Source organism: Caballeronia arationis (assembly GCF_001544975.2).
Lineage (GTDB): Bacteria > Pseudomonadota > Gammaproteobacteria > Burkholderiales > Burkholderiaceae > Caballeronia > Caballeronia arationis.
Genome location: NZ_FCOG02000022.1, coordinates 100,481 through 117,655, shown reverse-complemented (window position 1 = coordinate 117,655; position 17,175 = coordinate 100,481). Strand labels below are relative to the sequence as shown.

Sequence of the window (17,175 nt, the reverse complement as noted above, 5' to 3'; positions counted from 1 at the left end):
GCGACCGAGTCGTCAAATCCCGCCCTAAACGCTACACCGTTCGATACCTCAAAAAGAACATTAACTGAACGGCATTACGGCCAGGCGGCCGGGTTTTTGTTGGCGCGCGCCTCTTCCGGTCGCCGCGTCTCGTTCAGGCACAATGCCACCGACACGGCCAAACGGAGGACAGAGATTCAGATGACCAACGACACCACGATCCGCTGGGGCATAGTCGGCGCGGGACGGATCGCGCGGCGTTTCGCCGTGGGACTCGCGCACGTGCCGGGTGCCGCGCTCGCATGTGTCGCTTCGCGGCGCATCGAGTCCGCCGAGGCGCTCGCGGCGCCGTTCAATGCACGCGCCGTCGATTTCGACTCGATGCTCGGCGAGATCGACGCGCTCTATATTGCGACGCATCAGGACAGCCATCCCGATTACGCGCTGCGTGCGTTCGCGGCGGGCAAACCGGTGCTGTGCGAGAAGCCTGCTGCGGTCAATGCACGCTGCCTGCAGCAGATGATCGATGCCGCGCGCGCCGCGAAGCTGCTTTTCATGGAAGCCATGAAGCCGCCGTTCTATCCGCTCTACACGCAGTTGCGCGCGCATCTCTCGGCCGATCCGATCGGCGAGATCGGGCTCGTGCGCGCCGGCTGCTCGATTGCGAACGTGCCTTCGACCCATCCGTCGTTCTCGAAGGAAACCGGCGGCGGCGCGCTGCTCGACATCGGCATCTACGAGACGTTTCTGGCCGTCGACTGGCTCGGCGAAGCGCTAGACGTCCAGACGATCGGGCGCATCGGCGCGAGCGGCGTCGATACCTTCGCGAGCCTGAACGTGCGCCACGAGCGCGGTATCGCGCAGCTTTTCTGCGGACTCGACCTGCAGGGCCGCGGCGATGCGCTGATCGCGGGCACCGGCGGCACCGTGACGATCCACGAGAACTGGTGGAATCCGGCCCGCGCGACCGTCACCTATCTGGACGGCCGCAAGGTCGAACTCGATGCGCCGTTCGAAGGCGGCGGCCTCAACTACGAGACCGCACACTTCTGCGAGCTGCTGCGCTCGGGCGCGATCGAAAGTCCGCTGATGCCGCACGCCACCTCGATGCGCATGATCGCCATCACCGATGCCGCGCGCCGCGACCTCGGCCTGCGTTTCCCTTTCGAGACGGACTGAAGCGGGCCGCTCTCGCGCGGATCGTCGTGCGGGATAGCCCGCATAAAGTTTGCGTCGGGTTCGCCGTTAACTTCGCGTACCGGGGCCGCGTTCGTTCGCGAATGCCGGCTCATGTTCACTTTCGTCCGCTAGCGAAGCCAACGCCGAATCCACGTCCCTATGAAAATCCTGTCGAAACTCATGCTGCTCGCCTTGCCCGTTCTCGCCGCTTGCGGAGGCGGTTCGAGCGACCAGGTCTGCACTACCGACGCAAACCTCAACAAGAGCTGCGTCCCGAAGACCTCGCATGCGCTGCCCGAAGGCATCTGGGGCGGCGCGACCAACAACGGCCTGTCCGTCCAGACGCTCGTGCTCGAGAATGGCCAGTACTTCAGCGTCTACACGTCGAGCGGGCTCTTCACGTGGCTCGTCGAGGGCATCATGACCGCCACCGACGGCGCCTTCACCGATCCGGCGGCGGTCGTCTTCGCGAGCAGCGGCGCGGTGCAGGCGACGGCCGTCAACGGCACGTTCCTCGCGAAGACGTCGTTTTCCGCGACCACGCCAGGCACGCTGCAGTTCAATGGCAACTACAACACGGTGTACGACACGCCGCTCGCCGTCGCCGACGTGCTCGGCATCTGGAACAACACCGTGCCCGTGATGACGACCGTCAACTTCGCCGCCGACGGCTCGCTGACCGGTCTGCAAGGCGGCTGCACGTTCACCGGCAGCGTCAAGCCGCGTTCGACCGGCAAGCATGTGCTCGACGGCACGCTCACCTTCACCAGCGCGGCGTGCGCGATCGGCAACGGTGTGTCGCTGCCGGTCGAGGCGACGGTGGTCAACGGGCAACTGACCTTCGTCGGGGTGACGCCGCAGCGCACGGGCGCGTTCTATCTCAGCGCGACGCGATAACGGCATCGTCCGCTGTCGTATCGAATGCAAAAAAGCCGCCCGATGCGGGCGGCTTTTGCGTGTGTCGCGGTGCAGCGTCGCGCGCTCAGTGCTTTCCCGGCAGCGCGAGACGCCGTTCGACGCGCCGCTGGACGAGTTCCAGCACGCTGCAGAGCACCCAGTAGACGAATGCCGCCGCGAGATAGAGCGGCAGCGGCTGATAGGTCGCCGCGATCACTTCCTGCGCGCTTCTCAAAAGCTCCGTCACGGTGATCACCGAGACGAGCGACGTGTCCTTGATGAGGCTGATGAGGCTGTTCGAGAGACTCGGCACCGCGATCCGGAGCGCCTGCGGAGCGATCACGTAGCGCAGCGTCTGCGTGTGCGAGAGCCCGAGGCTGTAGGCCGCGAGCCACTGGCCGCGATGGATGCCGAGAATCGCCCCGCGCATGCTCTCCGACAGGTACGCCGCCACGTTCGCCGACAGCGCGATCACGCCCGCGGGCGTCGGTTCGAGCGAGATGCCGAGGCTCGGCAGCCCGTAGTAAATGACGAAGATCTGCACGAGCAGTGGTGTGCCGCGCATCACGCTCACGTAGCAGCGCGCGGCCGCGACGAGTGCCCGGTTTTCGCTGATGCCCATCAGCGCCAGCACGACGGCCGCGATCAGGCCGAAGAACATCGAATAGACCGCGAACTTGATCGTCAGGAGCGCGCCTTGCGCGAGGACCGGAGCGGATTGGACGAGCAGAGAGGTCGTGGACATGGATGTGTGACGTTAGCCGGCAACGGTGCCGCGCGAGAAAGCGCACATCATAAACCGGGCACGGAAAAGAGAAGGGCGGCACCGCTCGCCGGTGCCGCCCTCGGGATCTGCGGGATGCGTTACTTCGCGGGCTTGGTCACGTCGATGCCGAACCACTTTTCCGAGATCTTCTTGAAGGTGCCGTCCTGTTCGAGTTGGGTCATCGCGTCGTCGATGGCCTTCTGGAACTTCGGGTTGCCCTTCTTGAACGGAATGCCCGACGGATTGCCCGCGCCGACGTTCGCGCCCGTGCGCAGCGGCAATTGCGAGTTCTTCATCAGGTACGCGAGCATCAGGCGGTCGTTGAGCGCCGCGTCCAGCCGGCCGGCGGCGAGATCGCGCAAATATTCGGGCGCGCCCGGATACGTCTTCACGTCGATGCCCTGCACCGCCTTCGCCATGTCCATGTAGTTGGTGCCGAGGCCGACGCCGAGCTTCTTGCCTTTCAGTTCGTCGAGTGACTTGAATTCGCGCGTGTCGTCCTTGCGCTGGATGAGCTGCGCGTTCGAGTACGTGTACGCGGGCGAGAAATCGAGCGTTTGCTTCCGCGCATCGGTGATGCCGACCTGGTTCACGATCACGTCGAACTTGCCTGCCTGCAGGCCCGCGATGATGCCGCTCCATTCTGTCGTGACGAATTCCGGCTTCACGCCGAGCTTGGCGGCGACGGCCTTCGCGATGTCGACGTCGAAGCCGACGAGCTCACCCTGCGGCGACTTCGAATTGAACGGCGGGAAGGTGCCTTCGAGCCCCACGCGCAGCGTGCCGCGCTGCTTGACGGTGTCGAGCAGGTCTTCGGCGTGCGCGACAGCCGAGAGCGACGCGCCAATCAGGCCGGCGACCAGCACTTTCTTGAGCAGAGACAGTTTCATTGTTTTCGATACCTCTGGGTTGGAATCGGTAGGGATTCAAGTGGAGCGATGATAGGCAGAATGCAATCGCCTCTTAAATACCGTTTGTCTATTTCTATATTACGCGAGCGCCTTGACGCATTCGGTCACGAGCGCAGGTCCCCGGTAGATGAGGCCCGTATAGATCTGCACGAGCGAGGCGCCCGCCGCGAGCTTCGCGCGGGCGTCGGCGCCTGAGAAAATCCCGCCGACGCCGATGATCGGCACGTCGGCCCCGACTTCCGCGCGCAGCTTGCGGATCACGTTGTTCGACGCATCGAAGACTGGCCGTCCAGACAGGCCGCCGGCCTCGTCGCCGTGCGGCATGCCGGTCACGGCGGTGCGCGAGAGGGTCGTGTTGGTCGCGATCACGCCGTCGATCCGGTGACGCAAGAGCGTGCCGGCGATCGCCTTGATCTGTTCGTCGTCGAGATCGGGCGCGATCTTCAGCGCGAGCGGCACGAGCTTGCCGTGCATGTCGGCGAGACGCTGCTGCTTGTCCTTCAGCGCGCCGAGCAGCGAATCGAGTTCGTCGGCGCCCTGCAGCTGGCGCAGGTTCTTCGTGTTCGGCGACGAGATGTTGATCGTCACATAGCTCGCAAACGGATAGACGCGCTCGAGGCAGTAGAGATAGTCGTCGGCGGCGCGCTCGATCGGCGTGTCGGCGTTCTTGCCGATGTTCAGCCCGAGCGTGCCGCTATAGCGCGCCGCCTGCACGTTCGCGACGAACTCGTCGACGCCGCCGTTGTTGAAGCCCATCCGGTTGATGAGCGCGTTCGCCTCCGGCAGCCGGAAGATGCGCGGGCGCGGGTTGCCGGGTTGCGCGCGCGGCGTGACCGTTCCCACCTCGATAAAGCCGAAACCGAGCGCGGCGAGCCCGTCGATGCACGCGCCGTCCTTGTCCAGGCCCGCCGCGAGGCCGACCGGATTGCGGAACGTGAGGCCCATCACGGTGCGCGGCGAGTCCGGCAGCTGCTTCGCGAGCATGCCCGCGAGGCCGGTGCGCCCGGCGGCGCCGAGCATGCGCAGCGTCAGATGGTGGGCGTCTTCGGCGTCCATGCGAAAGAGCTGCGCGCGCGCAAGCGGATAGAGAGAACTGAACACGAGGGGGGAGCCGGCGACGGCGAAATTTGAAACCCGCTATTTTAGCCCCTTTGGGCGACGCGTCTTGCGGGGAACCGGAATTGTCCGATTGCGGGGTGGGGCGGGACGAGAGATGCCGAGCGTCCTACCGCCCGGTGCGCTCGGTGCGCGACATCTTTCCCGGCATCGGCGGGGTGCCGGCGGAATGCGTCGTCGCGGGATCGAGCAGCGACCACTGGCCGTCGACGAGCCCTTCCAGCGGGCGGAAATTGGCCTTGTACGCCATCTTTTCGCTTTCGCGGATCCAGTAGCCGAGATAGACGTGCGGCAGGTCGAGGCTTCTTGCCTGCTCGATCTGCCAGAGGATGTTGTAGGTGCCGAAGCTCGTGTGTGCGAGTCCCGGTTCGAAAAACGTGTACACCGACGAGAGCCCGTCGCCCAGGATGTCGATCATGCTGATCATGCGCAGCTCACCGGGTTCGTCCGGGTGGCCCGGATGCGCCGGCTCGCGGAACTCGACGAGCCGCGAATTGATCCGGCTCTGCAGCAGGAACTGCTCGTACTGGTCGCGGCTGTCGCGGTCCATGCCGCCGCCCGCGTGCCGCGCCGACTGATAGCGCATATACAGCGCGTAATGCTCTTCGTCGTAGTGAAGCGGCGCGACGCTCGCGATCAGATCGCCGTGCTGCTTCCAGACGCGCCGCTGCGTGCGGTTCGGCGCGAAGCGCTCGACGGGCACGCGCACGGGTACGCACGCGCGGCAGCCGTCGCAATACGGACGATAGGTGAACACGCCAGAGCGCCGGAAGCCGGCCTTGACGAGTTCGGTATAGACGTCGGAGTTGATCAGATGGCTCGGCGTGGCGACTTGCGAGCGTGCGACATGCCCTTCCAGATAGCTGCAAGGATAGGGCGCCGTTGCATAGAATTGCAGCGCGGAAAGCGGTGAAAGCGGCAGCTCGTTGGGGTGAGTCACGTTGGCGGCTCTCAGAGGCGTCTACTCTCGGTCACGGACACGTCGCGCGACAGTCCTTGTCACGCGGCGGTCATCGAGTTTGCATCGTCGCATCGGGCGCTCTCGTCCGATGCAGCCGTCCGACGATCCTAACGCGCCAGCAGGTCGTCGAGGACGGCTTTGTCGAAGTGCCAGGGGATCGGCGGCTTGACGACTGCGCCCTGCAGATGCGCGACGAAGCGCTTGCGCGGGATCTCGCGGCCGCCCAGCGACGCCAGATGCGACGTGTTCTGCTGACAGTCTATCATCTCAATTTCATGGCGGCGCAAGTGCGAAACGAGCGCCGCGAGCGCGATTTTCGACGCATCGCTCCTGTGCGCGAACATCGATTCGCCGAAGAACATCTTCCCGAACGACACGCCGTACAGGCCGCCCACACGCTCGCCGTCGAACCAGGTTTCGATGCTGTGGGCGTCGCCGGCGCGATGCAGCGTCGAATACGCCTCGACGATATCGGCGGTGATCCAGGTGCCGCGCTGGCCTTCGCGCGGCGTGTCGGCGCAGGCGCGCATCACGGCGGCGAAATCGTGGTCGACGCGCACTTCCCATTGCGGCTCGCGCAGTACGCGCTTGATCGTCTTCTTCAGCGAATCCGAAACCTTGAACTCGCGCGGATACAGGACCATGCGCGGGTCGGGGCTCCACCAGAGCACCGGCTGGCCGTCGGAGTACCACGGGAAGATGCCGCGCCGATAGGCGTCGATGAGACGCGAGGGCAGGAGGTCCGCGCTCGCGGCGAGAAGGCCCGGCGCGCCACTCGACGCGCCGAGCGCGCGCTCGACCGGCGGAAACGGATCGTCGGAGGCGAGCCACGGGACCATGTTCGGCTCCGTCAGCCGTCGCGCAGGGTGCGGAAGATGTCGCCGGTGTGGAGCGTATAGGTGCCGGCAGCGCGGTCGGCGAAGAAAAAGCGCAGCGTCTGGCCGACCGTCGGGAACGCGATCTCGTCCCAGGGGATGTCGCTTTCGTCGAAGAGCTGCACTTCCAGGCTTTCCTCGCCGGGGTCGAGATCGATGTCGAGCAGCCGCGCGAGATAGAACAGATGAACCTGATGCACGTGCGGCACGTTCAGCAGCGTGAAAAGGCTCTGGATCTCGACGCGCGCGCCCGCTTCCTCGAGCGTTTCGCGCGCGGCGCCTTCGCTCGTCGTCTCGTCCATTTCCATGAAGCCCGCGGGCAGTGTCCAGTAGCCGTAGCGCGGCTCGATCGCGCGGCGGCAGAGCAGCACCTTGTCGTCCCAGACCGGCACCGTGCCGACGACGTTGCGCGGATTCTGATAGTGGACGGTGTTGCAACTCCCGCACACGAAGCGTTCGCGGTTGTCGCCGGGCGGAATGCTCAGGCTGACCTCGTGGCCGCAGACGGAACAGAATTTCATGGAAAAAAGAGGAGGAAAGTGTGGTGGGAGTGTATCACCGCGGGGGCCTTCGCTTGGGCTTCGGCTTGGAGTCGAGTTTCGCGTTTCCGCTGAAGTTCAATGGCTTTGTTCCGCTTGTGTTGCCCCGTCCGGGGCGGGACTCGCTTTCTTTGCTGCTGCAAACAAGGTAAGCAGCTTGTCTTCGCTTCACGCCCCAATTCGTCCACACCCCGGACCGACGCGGCAAGGTAGTGTCGCCTCCGCGCGGCCCCTGACCCGGGTCCGAAAGCCATCTGTATCGCCGCGGTTTGTCAACGCGTTGGCGCGGCAGTCCGGTTTGCATTCGCTCCCTTCGCGTCACCGCGATTTCACGATCCATCCGCGCTGTGCCCCGGCGGCGCGATGCGCGCGCTTGTCGCTACAATGAACGCATCGATCATCACGCGCCGCACGCGCCGCGCATCCGAGTCCATGTCCACGCCCGCCTCACGTCCGCCGATGCTCGCCACCGCCGAAGCGCTCGGCATCCTGCTCGCCGCCGCGCGCCGGGTCGATGACATCGAGTCCATCGATACCCTCGATGCGCTCGGCCGCGTCCTCGCCGCCGATGTCGTCTCGTCGCTCGATGTCCCGCCCATGCACACCAGTTCGATGGACGGCTACGCCGTGCGCAGCGCCGACCTCGCGGATGCGTCGGCCGCGCGGCCTGTCGCGCTCGCGGTCTCGCAGCGCGTGCCCGCCGGGCATGTCGCCGGGCCGCTCGCGGCAGGCACGGCGGCGCGCGTCTTCACCGGCGCGACCGTGCCGCCCGGCGCCGACGCCATCGTGATGCAGGAAATGGCGAGCGTGACCGAAGACGGACGGGTCGCCTTCGAAGCGCCTCCCGCGGCGGGCGAGTGGATCACGCGGCAGGGCGCGGACATCAGGAAGGGCTCGGTGATCCTGCCCGCCGGCACGCGTCTCACGCCGCAGGCGCTCGGGCTCGCGGCGTCGGTCGGCTGCGCCCGGCTCGACGTCGTGCGCAGGACGCGTGTCGCGGTATTCTTCACCGGCGACGAGCTCACGATGCCCGGCGAGCCGCTGAAGGAAGGCGCGATCTACAACTCGAACCGCTTCACGCTGCGCACGCTGCTCGCGAAACTCGATTGCGACGTGACCGATCTCGGCATCGTGCCCGACCGCCTCGACGCGACGCGCGAAACGCTGCGCGGGGCCGCCCGCGATCACGACCTGATCCTGACGTGCGGCGGCGTGTCCGTCGGCGAGGAGGATCACGTGAAGCCGGCGGTCGAGGCGGAGGGACGCATCTCGATGTGGCAGATCGCGATGAAACCCGGCAAGCCGCTCGCGTTCGGCGCGGTGCGGCGCGGCGAAGGCGAACAAAAAGAGGCGGCCGGCGAGGCGTTCTTCATCGGACTGCCGGGCAATCCGGTGTCGAGCTTTTGCACGTTCCTGCTGTTCGTGCGGCCGTTCATCCTGCGGCTCGCGGGCGTCGACGCAGTCGCGCCGCGCGTCTATTCGATGCGCGCCGACTTCACGCAGAAAAAGGGCGACCGCCGCAACGAATTCCTCCGCGCGCGGGTGAACGACGCAGGCGGGCTCGACGTCTTCGAGAATCAAAGCTCGGCCGTGCTGACCTCGACGGTCTGGGGCGACGGCCTTATCGACAATCCGCCGAATCACGCGATCAGCGCGGGCGAGATCGTGCGTTTCATTCCGTTCTCGGAACTGATGCGCTAGAAGGAATCAGAGAACCAGAGCAAACATGAAAGTGGAATTGAGGTTTTTCGCGAGCGTGCGCGAAGCGCTCGGCGTCGCGAACGAGAGCGTCGAGGTGCCGGACGGCATCGTGAACGTCGGCGACGTGCGCGCCTGGCTGCGCACGCGCGGCGGCGCGTGGGCGGAAACGCTCGCGGAAGGGCGCGCGCTGCGCATGGCCTGCAATCACGTGATGACGGACCCGTCGCAGCGCATCACCGAAGGCTGCGAAGTCGCGTTCTTCCCGCCGGTCACGGGAGGCTGAGATGACTGCCGTCCGAGTGCAGGAAGCCGATTTCGACATCAGCACGGAAGTCGCCGCGTTGCGCGCGCAGAATCCGAAGGTGGGCGCGGTGGCGTGCTTTGTCGGGACCGTGCGCGATCTGAACGAAGGCAGCGCGGTCGAAACGATGGAACTGGAGCATTACCCCGGCATGACCGAGAAGTCGCTCGAGGCGATCGCGCGGCAGGCCCGCGAACGCTGGCCGGGGTCGGACGTGCTGATCGTGCATCGTGTCGGCCTGCTGAAGCCGCTTGATCAGATCGTGCTGGTGGCGACGACCGCGATCCATCGCGCCGAGGCGTTCGAGTCGTGCACGTTCGTGATGGATTACCTGAAGACGCAGGCGCCGTTCTGGAAGAAGGAAAAAACCGAAGCCGGCGAGCGCTGGGTCGACGCGCGCGAATCCGACGATTCGGCCCTGAAGCGCTGGAACGCCACGGCGGACGACGCGCGCCGGGACTGAATAATTCAGTCCTCGTTCTTCCCCCGCCCGACGAACGTCGCCGGAAACGGTTCGCCGTCGCCGCGCGCGGGCAGATCGGGCGCGGCGTCGCCCGTGCGCAGCCGCTTCAGCGCCGCGAGCAACTTGACCTGCTCGTCCGGAATCCGGTAGTCCCAGCCAAACTTGCTCAGTTGCAGGCTCTGCGCGATGCGCAGCGCCGGCTCCATGAAGAGCACGGCCGCGGCCGGCTCGTAGCGCGATTCGACCGTATTGAGGAACAGCGACAGCCAGCGGGCGAAGTGTTGCGGCTCGATATCGCCGAGCGGCCGGTGCGCCTCCTGCACGTTCCCGCGATACTGCTTCGAACCGAGCACGAGACTCGACCAGAAAGTCGTCATTTTCGCGAGGTGCTCGTCCCAGCGGCCGGTGAGCTCGCGCGAAAAAATGGGCCCGAGGAGCGGATCGTCGTCGACACGCCGGTAAAACTTCTCCACGAGCGCGCGGATGTTGGCTTCGTCGGCTTCGGCGTGACGCGGGGACGTGTCGGCGGTGTCGTTTCGCTGGTTCATGATTTAGACGGTGTTCGGGGACTCGCGCAGGCGGGGCACCGCGGGCCGCGTCGCGCGGAGCGTGACGGCCGGGCGCGATCTGACGCACAATGTCGCCTGACCAATGGCGGCCGCGCGATCCGGTCCGCGGCAACGAATTCTAGCCGCCGACGCAGCCGGCCATGCCATTATCCCTCGTGCGCAACGCGGCTTCCGGCGGATTTGTACGTCCTCTTGCGCCCGCCGGAGCGTTTCTCGCCGCCTGCGCCCGCTTTCAATCGTCGTTTTGCCTCATCGCGCCGTCGCGCGTGCATCGAACCATGCGACTCACCGATTACACCGATTACTCGTTGCGCGTCATGCTCTACCTCGCCGTGCGCACGGAAGGGCTCACGACGATCCAGGAAATTTCCGACGCCTACGGCATTTCCAAGAACCATCTGATGAAAGTCGTCCAGCGTCTCGGTGAACTGGGCTGGATCGAGACCGTGCGCGGGCGCAACGGCGGACTCAAACTGAACGAGCGCTCGGGCGCGCTCACGATCGGCGAAGTCGTGCGCAAGACGGAAAACGACTTTGCGCTCGTCGGCTGCTTTTCCGACGACGAGGCGCATCGCCGTTGCGTGATTCAGTCGCATTGCCGGCTCAAGGGCGTTTTCGCCGCCGCTCGCGATGCGTTCCTCGCAGAGCTTGACCGCCACACGATCGGCGAACTGGCGCAACCCGCGAACGAACTGGCGGGGCTGCTCGGCATCGTGCGTCTCATGCCGTCCGGCGGCAGCGCGCTGGCCGCGGCGCATGGCTAGGCGGCGCGTTACGGGCGAGGCCCGGCGCCGCCCCGGTTTTTGTCGAAAGCCGAGAAAAATGCGCGAGTCACGCATTTAGACGCTTGAAAGCGCCGAAAAACGCCTCATTTTGAACACATTCCGAATTGGAGGTCTCAATAATGAGAATCGACAAACTAACCACGAAGTTCCAGGAAGCGCTGTCCGACGCGCAGAGTCTCGCCGTCGGGCATGACAACCAGTACATCGAGCCGGCGCATCTGCTTGCCGCGCTGATCGCGCAGCAGGACGGCTCGGCGCGTTCGCTGCTTTCGCACGCGGGCGTGCAGGTGCAGGCGCTGCAAACGGCGCTGAACGACGCCATCACGCGCCTGCCGCAAGTGCGGGGCACGGACGGCAACGTGCAGGTCAGCCGCGATCTCGCCGGCCTGCTCAACAGTGCCGACAAGGAAGCGCAAAAGCTCAACGACACCTACATTGCGAGCGAGATGTTCCTGCTCGCGGTCGCGGACGACAAGGGCGACACCGGCCGCATCGCGAAGCAGCACGGCCTCACGCGCAAGGCACTCGAAGCTGCGATCAACGCGGTTCGGGGCGGCGCGCAGGTCAACAGCCAGGACGCCGAGAGCCAGCGTGAAGCGCTCAAGAAGTACACCGTCGACCTGACGGAACGCGCGCGCTCGGGCAAGCTCGACCCCGTGATCGGCCGCGACGACGAAATCCGCCGTTCGATCCAGATCCTGCAGCGTCGCACGAAGAACAACCCGGTGCTGATCGGCGAGCCGGGTGTCGGCAAGACGGCGATCGTCGAAGGGCTTGCGCAGCGCATCGTCAATGGCGAGGTGCCGGAGACGCTCAAGAACAAGCGCGTGCTCTCGCTCGACATGGCGGCGCTGCTCGCTGGCGCGAAGTATCGCGGTGAGTTCGAGGAGCGGCTGAAGGCCGTGCTCAACGACATCGCGAAGGACGAAGGGCAGACCATCGTCTTCATCGACGAAATCCACACGATGGTCGGCGCGGGCAAAGCCGAAGGCGCGATGGACGCGGGCAACATGCTGAAGCCAGCGCTTTCGCGCGGCGAACTGCATTGCGTCGGCGCGACCACGCTCGACGAATATCGCAAGTACATCGAGAAGGACGCGGCGCTCGAACGGCGCTTCCAGAAGGTGCTGGTCGACGAACCGACGGTGGAGGCGACCATCGCGATCCTGCGTGGCTTGCAGGAAAAGTACGAGTTGCACCATGGCGTCGATATCACCGACCCGGCGATCGTCGCGGCGGCCGAACTGTCGCATCGCTACATCACGGACCGCTTCCTGCCCGACAAGGCGATCGACCTGATCGACGAAGCGGCCTCGAAGATCAAGATGGAAATCGATTCGAAGCCGGAAGAGATGGACCGTCTCGACCGCCGGCTGATCCAGCTGAAGATCGAGCGCGAGGCCGTCAAGAAGGAAAAGGACGAAGCGTCGCAGAAGCGTCTGCAACTGATCGAGGAGGAAATCGAGCGGCTCAACCGCGAATACTCCGACCTCGAGGAAATCTGGACCGCCGAGAAAGCAACGGTGCAGGGTAGCGCGCTCCTGAAAGAAGAGATCGAGAAGGTTCGCGCGGACATCACGCGTCTGCAGCGCGAAGGCAAGCTCGAAAAAGTCGCCGAGTTGCAGTACGGCAAGCTGCCCGAACTTGAGACGCGTCTGAAGCAAGTCACGCAGGCCGAGGCCACCGAGCAGAATAATCCGACGCGCCCGCGTCTCTTGCGCACGCAGGTCGGCGCGGAGGAAATCGCGGAAGTCGTGTCGCGTTCCACGGGCATTCCCGTGTCGCGGATGATGCAGGGCGAGCGCGAAAAGCTCTTGCAGATCGAAAGCAAGCTGCATGAGCGCGTGATCGGCCAGGACGAAGCGATCGGCGCCGTCGCCGATGCGATCCGGCGTTCGCGCGCCGGTCTCTCGGACCCGAACCGGCCGTATGGCTCGTTCCTGTTCCTCGGGCCGACGGGCGTCGGCAAGACCGAGTTGTGCAAGGCGCTCGCCGCGTTCCTGTTCGACTCGGAAGACCATCTGATCCGCATCGACATGAGCGAGTTCATGGAGAAGCACAGCGTCGCGCGGCTGATCGGCGCGCCGCCGGGCTATGTCGGCTACGAGGAAGGCGGTTACCTGACCGAAGCGGTGCGACGCAAGCCGTATAGCGTGATCCTGCTCGACGAAATCGAGAAGGCGCATCCGGACGTGTTCAACGTGCTGCTGCAAGTCCTCGACGACGGCCGCATGACGGACGGCCAGGGGCGCACGGTCGACTTCAAGAACACGGTGATCGTGATGACGTCGAACCTCGGCTCGCAGGTGATCCAGGCGATGGTCGACGAGCCGCACGAAGCCGTGAAGGACGCGGTCTGGGAAGAGGTGAAGCTGCATTTCCGGCCCGAGTTCCTGAACCGGATCGACGATGTGGTCGTGTTCCATTCGCTCGACCGCAGCAACATCCAGTCCATTGCGAAGATTCAGCTGGAGCGTCTGCATGACCGGCTGGCGAAGCTCGACATGCAACTCGACGTGTCCGATTCGGCGCTGGAGCAGATCGGCAAGGTCGGATACGACCCGCATTTCGGCGCACGGCCGCTGAAGCGCGCGATTCAGCAGGAGATCGAAAATCCGGTCGCCAAGCTGATTCTGGCCGGCAAGTTCGGTCCGAAGGACGTGATCCCGGTCGATGTGCGGGAAGGGCAGTTCGTGTTCGATCGCGTCGTGCATTAAGCGCGGGCGGTCTGAAATCTGGAGGGCGGTGGAGAAATTCACCGCCTTTTTTTCGTTCAAAAATCCGTGTGCACGGAAGGATTATTTTAGGTGATTGCGGTTGATTGCAATAATCCGTGCAGTTGTACGGAATCGGTGGGACAACGAGTGCTCAATCGAAAAATCTCGTTGATCAAATGGATAAATTGCATATCGTCGTGAACGGCTGCTATGATCCCTGCGATCACACGGATTAAATCCATGAAAATCGACCTCATCGAATCGCACGACATCGGCGTCGCGGTGCGCGCCGCGCGCAAGGCCCAGCGTCTGCGCCAGGACGATGCCGCGGGCAGCATCGGCGTGAGCGAGAGCTTTCTCGGCAAAGTCGAAAAAGGCGCGGAAAGCGTGCACTGGGGCAAGCTGTTCCAGGTGCTGGAAGGACTCGGCGTGCGCGTGAGCGTCGATATTCCGGACGCCGCCGCCGAACTCTTCGCAAGTGAAGAGCAAAAGCGCTACGCCCGCGTCGAGCGCGCGGAAAAGCGCAAGGCGGCGCGGGAGCAAACGGATGGCTGAACATCGGCAGGCCGACAAGCCGCGCGCCGAAGGCACGGCCGCAAGTCATGCCGGACGCAGTCTGATCGCGAGCATCAACGACATCGAAGTCGGCACGCTCACCGCCGACGACGACATCTGGTCCTTCACCTATCTCCCGGCATGGCGCGAGCGCGCGGACAACTACGCGCTGAGCCCGGCGCTGCCGCTCGCCGACGAAACCTGCCGCGACGGCAGTACGCGCCGCTCGGTCCAGTGGTATTTCGACAACCTGCTGCCCGAAGAAGGCCAGCGCACGCTGCTCGCCCGCGACGCCGCGATCCGCAACGAAGCCGACGCCTTCGCGCTCCTCGCGCACTACGGCGCGGAGTCGGCGGGATCGGTCACGCTTTATCCACCGGGCGCGCCGCCGGAGAGCGCGATCGCCGAGCGCCGTCTCACCGACGAAGCCTTGCAGGCGCGCATCCAGGCGCTGCCGCGCGTGCCGCTCACGCACGACGCGTTAAAGCGCATGTCGCTCGCGGGCGCGCAGCACAAGCTCGCCGTCGTCCTGCGCGGCAACGAACTGTTCGAGCCGGCCGGCCACACGCCGTCGACGCACATCCTGAAGCCGAACCATCAGGACACCGACGACTATCCGCACTCCGTCATCAACGAATGGTTCGTGATGAAGCTCGCGGCGAAGCTGCGGCTCGACGTGCCGCCGGTGCATCGGCGCTATGTGCCGTCGCCGGTGTATCTCGTCGACCGTTTCGATCGCGAGAAGAGCGAGGGCGCCTGGCGCCGCCGTCATTTGATCGATGCCTGCCAGTTGCTCGATCTCGCGCGCACGTTCAAGTACGAGCAGGGCAGCGTCGAACAGCTTGCGGCGATTGCCGCGCGCTGCCGCAATCAGGCGTCCGCGCGCACGCGGCTCTTTTCGTGGCTCGTGTTCAACGTGCTGGTCGGCAATTCGGACGCGCATCTGAAGAATCTGAGCTTTCTCGTCTCGCACGACGGCATTCAGCTCGCGCCGTTCTACGACCTGCTGAGCGTCGCCGCATACGGCACGCCGTCGTATCAGAAGGGCGACTGGCCCGCGCGGGCGTCGTTCGCGTGGGACGTGCTCGACGCGCGCCATTACGCCGACTTCGAACGCGCGCTGATGCTGCGGTCCGCCGACGTGCTCGGCATCGCGCGCAAGACGGCCGAACGGCTGCTCGATGCACTCGTCGACAGTATCGCGAAGGCTGCCGCGGACCTGTACGCGCAAGTCGAAGAGGAGAATGCCGTGCTGCTCGGCGGCAATCCGTCGCTCGCCGCGCCGCTCGGCGGCGAGCTGACCTGCCTGCGCGTGATCCGTCATACGATCATCGCGGACATGGTGAAGAAGCTCGCCAAATAGAAACGCCGCCGGCGCTTTCGCGCGGGCGGCGTCATCCGGACATCGATAACGAACGCGCGCTCAGGCGTTCTTGTCGCCTTCGCTCTTGCCGAAGAGGCCCGCGAGGCCGCCGAGGGAGCCCAGCACGCTCGTCAGGTCAAGCTTGCCTTCCGGGGGCACTTCGCCGTTGGGCGTCGCGCGATCGACGAGGTTCGGCAGCACGGCCGCCAGCATGCCCGACAACTGCTCGCCCGAGACGCCGGCCTTCTCCGCGAGCGCGCCTACCTGCTCGTTGCCGAGCACGTTGGTCACCGTATCGGGGCTGATCGGCTTGTTCTCGCCGGTGCCGATCCACGACGAGATGATGTCGCCCGCGCCATGTTCGTGAAAGCGCTGGATCAGGCCGGAGAGGCCGCCCGGCTGATTGTTGATGAATTCCATTGCCGTGGCGATCAGATTGGAGGAACCGCCGCCGCCTTCAGGCGACGATTTGCCGAGGGAAGATGCGAGGGAATCGAGTAGGCTCATGGCTGTCTCACTACGAGGTGACGCGGGTTGGATGCCGCCGCGACGCCGCGCGCAGGTTGCGCACGCGACGTCGCGGCGGGAGGCGCCGTCCGCGCGCGGACGACGAAGATGATGCTGCTGCGCGGTCGCTGCTCGCCGATTGAACGATCCGGCTTCGCGAACCGCGCACCTGGGTATCGAGTGCCGGCCCGCTGATTGGTTCGATTCGGTTCGGTTCGGTTCGATCCGGTTTGAAGCGCTTGCAGTTCGCTGTTATGGATCCGTCGATGCAGTCGCGTTACTGGCTCGCTGCTGCGGCACTCGCGGCCTTGTCCTTTTTCTTGCTCGACTTGGTTGGCTTCGCGTCGCTTGCGCCCGAAGCGGCGGCCGCCGAGGCAGCCTTCTCTTTCTTCGATGCCTTGGTCGCCTTCGTGCCCGATGCGGCCGGCGCCGTCGCCGGCGTAGTCGCAGTCGTGGCGGCGGGCGAGTTCGCCGTGCTCGCCGCTGTCGATGATTTGACCGTCGAATTCGAAGGTGCCGCGCCCGTCGTGGACGAAGGACGCGTCGCGGTCTTGCCGGTCGGCGCCGCGGACGATCCGCCGATGGTCAGGCCCGCCGCCTCCAGGTTCGCCACGGACTTCGTACCCAGCCCCTTGACGCGGGTCGCGAGGTCGTCGGCGTCCTTGTACGGGCCGTTTTTCGTGCGTTCGTCGATGATTGCCTTCGACTTCACGGGACCGAGGCCCTTGACGGACTCGAGCGCCGCCTGATCAGCGGTGTTGACATCGACGGCCGCGAACGCGGCGCCGATCGACAGCATGATTGCAACCCACAGCATCAGAAGCTTTTTCAGCATGACAGGCACTCCAGAAAGAGAGAGCTAGATTGAAAGTCGGGCGGGCGAAGTCGATCGGTGCCGTTAAGCATAGGATAAAAACCGTCCCGGACGATAACCGGCCGCATTTTGCACGACCATCGGGCCGGCGCCGTGCGGCCGCACAATATTTAACGT

At 65.1% G+C, this 17,175-nt stretch carries 18 protein-coding genes; 9 read left to right on the top strand and 9 right to left on the bottom strand.

The genetic code is table 11. From position 1 onward, the window contains the following. Nucleotides 1–180 precede the first annotated feature (180 nt). Both AWB81_RS16045 and AWB81_RS16040 read left to right on the top strand, forming a co-directional pair. Nucleotides 181–1,158 carry a Gfo/Idh/MocA family protein gene (locus tag AWB81_RS16045; protein WP_062637005.1) on the top strand — a complete coding sequence of 326 codons (978 nt, stop codon included), beginning with the start codon at nucleotides 181–183 and terminating at the stop codon, nucleotides 1,156–1,158. A 159-nt stretch (nucleotides 1,159–1,317) separates the two neighbouring features. Continuing rightward, nucleotides 1,318–2,055, top strand: a complete 738-nt coding sequence (locus AWB81_RS16040) for a hypothetical protein (RefSeq protein WP_062637003.1) — start codon at nucleotides 1,318–1,320, stop codon at nucleotides 2,053–2,055. 85 nt (nucleotides 2,056–2,140) lie between these two features. Here AWB81_RS16040 and AWB81_RS16035 read toward each other — a convergent pair whose 3' ends face one another. The 6 genes from AWB81_RS16035 to AWB81_RS16010 form a co-directional block, all read right to left on the bottom strand. Beyond that, complete coding sequence (locus tag AWB81_RS16035; protein ID WP_062637001.1) at nucleotides 2,141–2,800, bottom strand: amino acid ABC transporter permease; 660 nt, start codon at nucleotides 2,798–2,800, stop codon at nucleotides 2,141–2,143. Nucleotides 2,801–2,919: 119 nt separating this feature from the next. Then, entirely contained in the window at nucleotides 2,920–3,711 is a 792-nt protein-coding gene (locus AWB81_RS16030; protein WP_062636999.1) for a cystine ABC transporter substrate-binding protein, read from the bottom strand. A gap of 99 nt (nucleotides 3,712–3,810) precedes the next feature. Then, nucleotides 3,811–4,833, bottom strand: coding sequence for a quinone-dependent dihydroorotate dehydrogenase (locus AWB81_RS16025; protein ID WP_062636997.1), 1,023 nt, complete (start codon nucleotides 4,831–4,833; stop codon nucleotides 3,811–3,813). A gap of 124 nt (nucleotides 4,834–4,957) precedes the next feature. Then, nucleotides 4,958–5,788, bottom strand: coding sequence for an arginyltransferase (locus tag AWB81_RS16020; RefSeq protein ID WP_062636995.1), 831 nt, complete (start codon nucleotides 5,786–5,788; stop codon nucleotides 4,958–4,960). Nucleotides 5,789–5,916: 128 nt separating this feature from the next. Further along, a complete protein-coding gene (gene aat, locus AWB81_RS16015; RefSeq protein ID WP_062636993.1) occupies nucleotides 5,917–6,648 on the bottom strand; it encodes a leucyl/phenylalanyl-tRNA--protein transferase in 732 nt (243 codons plus the stop codon). 11 nt (nucleotides 6,649–6,659) lie between these two features. Then, the gene (locus tag AWB81_RS16010; RefSeq protein ID WP_062636991.1) at nucleotides 6,660–7,205 is read right to left on the bottom strand and encodes an NUDIX hydrolase; all 546 of its coding nucleotides are present in this window, start codon (nucleotides 7,203–7,205) and stop codon (nucleotides 6,660–6,662) included. A gap of 477 nt (nucleotides 7,206–7,682) precedes the next feature. Between AWB81_RS16010 and AWB81_RS16005 the strand changes: the two genes are divergently transcribed. Genes AWB81_RS16005 through moaE form a run of 3 tightly spaced genes read left to right on the top strand, consistent with a single transcriptional unit; the run spans nucleotide 7,683 to nucleotide 9,688 of the window. Beyond that, complete coding sequence (locus tag AWB81_RS16005) at nucleotides 7,683–8,924, top strand: molybdopterin molybdotransferase MoeA (RefSeq protein ID WP_062636990.1); 1,242 nt, start codon at nucleotides 7,683–7,685, stop codon at nucleotides 8,922–8,924. Between the two features lie 25 nt (nucleotides 8,925–8,949). Then, nucleotides 8,950–9,207: a molybdopterin converting factor subunit 1 gene (moaD, locus tag AWB81_RS16000; RefSeq protein WP_062636988.1), complete on the top strand. Its 258-nt coding sequence runs from the start codon at nucleotides 8,950–8,952 to the stop codon at nucleotides 9,205–9,207. A 1-nt stretch (nucleotide 9,208) separates the two neighbouring features. Next, nucleotides 9,209–9,688 (top strand): molybdopterin synthase catalytic subunit MoaE, encoded by a 480-nt coding sequence (moaE, locus tag AWB81_RS15995; RefSeq protein ID WP_062636987.1) that lies wholly within the window; start codon nucleotides 9,209–9,211, stop codon nucleotides 9,686–9,688. 5 nt (nucleotides 9,689–9,693) lie between these two features. On the opposite strand, the gene AWB81_RS15990 is transcribed toward moaE, so the two are convergent. Further along, nucleotides 9,694–10,236 (bottom strand): group III truncated hemoglobin, encoded by a 543-nt coding sequence (locus tag AWB81_RS15990; RefSeq protein WP_062636985.1) that lies wholly within the window; start codon nucleotides 10,234–10,236, stop codon nucleotides 9,694–9,696. A gap of 299 nt (nucleotides 10,237–10,535) precedes the next feature. Here AWB81_RS15990 and AWB81_RS15985 point away from each other — a divergent pair, with 299 nt between their 5' ends. The 4 genes from AWB81_RS15985 to AWB81_RS15970 all read left to right on the top strand — a co-directional run bounded on the left by AWB81_RS15985 (nucleotide 10,536) and on the right by AWB81_RS15970 (nucleotide 15,677). After that, entirely contained in the window at nucleotides 10,536–11,021 is a 486-nt protein-coding gene (locus tag AWB81_RS15985; RefSeq protein ID WP_062637029.1) for an Rrf2 family transcriptional regulator, read from the top strand. 140 nt (nucleotides 11,022–11,161) lie between these two features. Then, on the top strand, nucleotides 11,162–13,759 hold the full coding sequence (clpB, locus tag AWB81_RS15980; protein WP_062636983.1) for an ATP-dependent chaperone ClpB: 2,598 nt from the start codon (nucleotides 11,162–11,164) through the stop codon (nucleotides 13,757–13,759). 240 nt (nucleotides 13,760–13,999) lie between these two features. Further along, a complete protein-coding gene (locus tag AWB81_RS15975; RefSeq protein WP_062636982.1) occupies nucleotides 14,000–14,314 on the top strand; it encodes a helix-turn-helix domain-containing protein in 315 nt (104 codons plus the stop codon). Beyond that, nucleotides 14,307–15,677 carry a HipA domain-containing protein gene (locus AWB81_RS15970; protein WP_087135009.1) on the top strand — a complete coding sequence of 457 codons (1,371 nt, stop codon included), beginning with the start codon at nucleotides 14,307–14,309 and terminating at the stop codon, nucleotides 15,675–15,677. The genes AWB81_RS15975 and AWB81_RS15970 overlap by 8 nt, the downstream gene beginning before the upstream one ends. Before the next feature lie 60 nt (nucleotides 15,678–15,737). Here the strand turns inward: AWB81_RS15970 and AWB81_RS15965 are convergent, their stop codons facing one another. Both AWB81_RS15965 and AWB81_RS15960 read right to left on the bottom strand, forming a co-directional pair. Then, on the bottom strand, nucleotides 15,738–16,217 hold the full coding sequence (locus AWB81_RS15965; protein WP_374730493.1) for a YidB family protein: 480 nt from the start codon (nucleotides 16,215–16,217) through the stop codon (nucleotides 15,738–15,740). A 244-nt stretch (nucleotides 16,218–16,461) separates the two neighbouring features. Further along, complete coding sequence (locus AWB81_RS15960) at nucleotides 16,462–17,019, bottom strand: ComEA family DNA-binding protein (RefSeq protein WP_062636977.1); 558 nt, start codon at nucleotides 17,017–17,019, stop codon at nucleotides 16,462–16,464. Nucleotides 17,020–17,175 lie beyond the last annotated feature (156 nt).

What these genes read in the sequence shown, in the direction of transcription:
- AWB81_RS16045 (WP_062637005.1), top strand. Translation starts at nt 181, where the DNA reads ATGACCAACGACACCACGATCCGCTGGGGCATAGTCGGCGCGGGACGG.
- AWB81_RS16040 (WP_062637003.1), top strand. Translation starts at nt 1,318, where the DNA reads ATGAAAATCCTGTCGAAACTCATGCTGCTCGCCTTGCCCGTTCTCGCC.
- AWB81_RS16035 (WP_062637001.1), bottom strand. Translation starts at nt 2,800, where the DNA reads ATGTCCACGACCTCTCTGCTCGTCCAATCCGCTCCGGTCCTCGCGCAA.
- AWB81_RS16030 (WP_062636999.1), bottom strand. Translation starts at nt 3,711, where the DNA reads ATGAAACTGTCTCTGCTCAAGAAAGTGCTGGTCGCCGGCCTGATTGGC.
- aat (WP_062636993.1), bottom strand. Translation starts at nt 6,648, where the DNA reads ATGGTCCCGTGGCTCGCCTCCGACGATCCGTTTCCGCCGGTCGAGCGC.
- AWB81_RS16010 (WP_062636991.1), bottom strand. Translation starts at nt 7,205, where the DNA reads ATGAAATTCTGTTCCGTCTGCGGCCACGAGGTCAGCCTGAGCATTCCG.
- AWB81_RS16005 (WP_062636990.1), top strand. Translation starts at nt 7,683, where the DNA reads ATGCTCGCCACCGCCGAAGCGCTCGGCATCCTGCTCGCCGCCGCGCGC.
- moaD (WP_062636988.1), top strand. Translation starts at nt 8,950, where the DNA reads ATGAAAGTGGAATTGAGGTTTTTCGCGAGCGTGCGCGAAGCGCTCGGC.
- moaE (WP_062636987.1), top strand. Translation starts at nt 9,209, where the DNA reads ATGACTGCCGTCCGAGTGCAGGAAGCCGATTTCGACATCAGCACGGAA.
- AWB81_RS15990 (WP_062636985.1), bottom strand. Translation starts at nt 10,236, where the DNA reads ATGAACCAGCGAAACGACACCGCCGACACGTCCCCGCGTCACGCCGAA.
- AWB81_RS15985 (WP_062637029.1), top strand. Translation starts at nt 10,536, where the DNA reads ATGCGACTCACCGATTACACCGATTACTCGTTGCGCGTCATGCTCTAC.
- clpB (WP_062636983.1), top strand. Translation starts at nt 11,162, where the DNA reads ATGAGAATCGACAAACTAACCACGAAGTTCCAGGAAGCGCTGTCCGAC.
- AWB81_RS15975 (WP_062636982.1), top strand. Translation starts at nt 14,000, where the DNA reads ATGAAAATCGACCTCATCGAATCGCACGACATCGGCGTCGCGGTGCGC.
- AWB81_RS15970 (WP_087135009.1), top strand. Translation starts at nt 14,307, where the DNA reads ATGGCTGAACATCGGCAGGCCGACAAGCCGCGCGCCGAAGGCACGGCC.
- AWB81_RS15960 (WP_062636977.1), bottom strand. Translation starts at nt 17,019, where the DNA reads ATGCTGAAAAAGCTTCTGATGCTGTGGGTTGCAATCATGCTGTCGATC.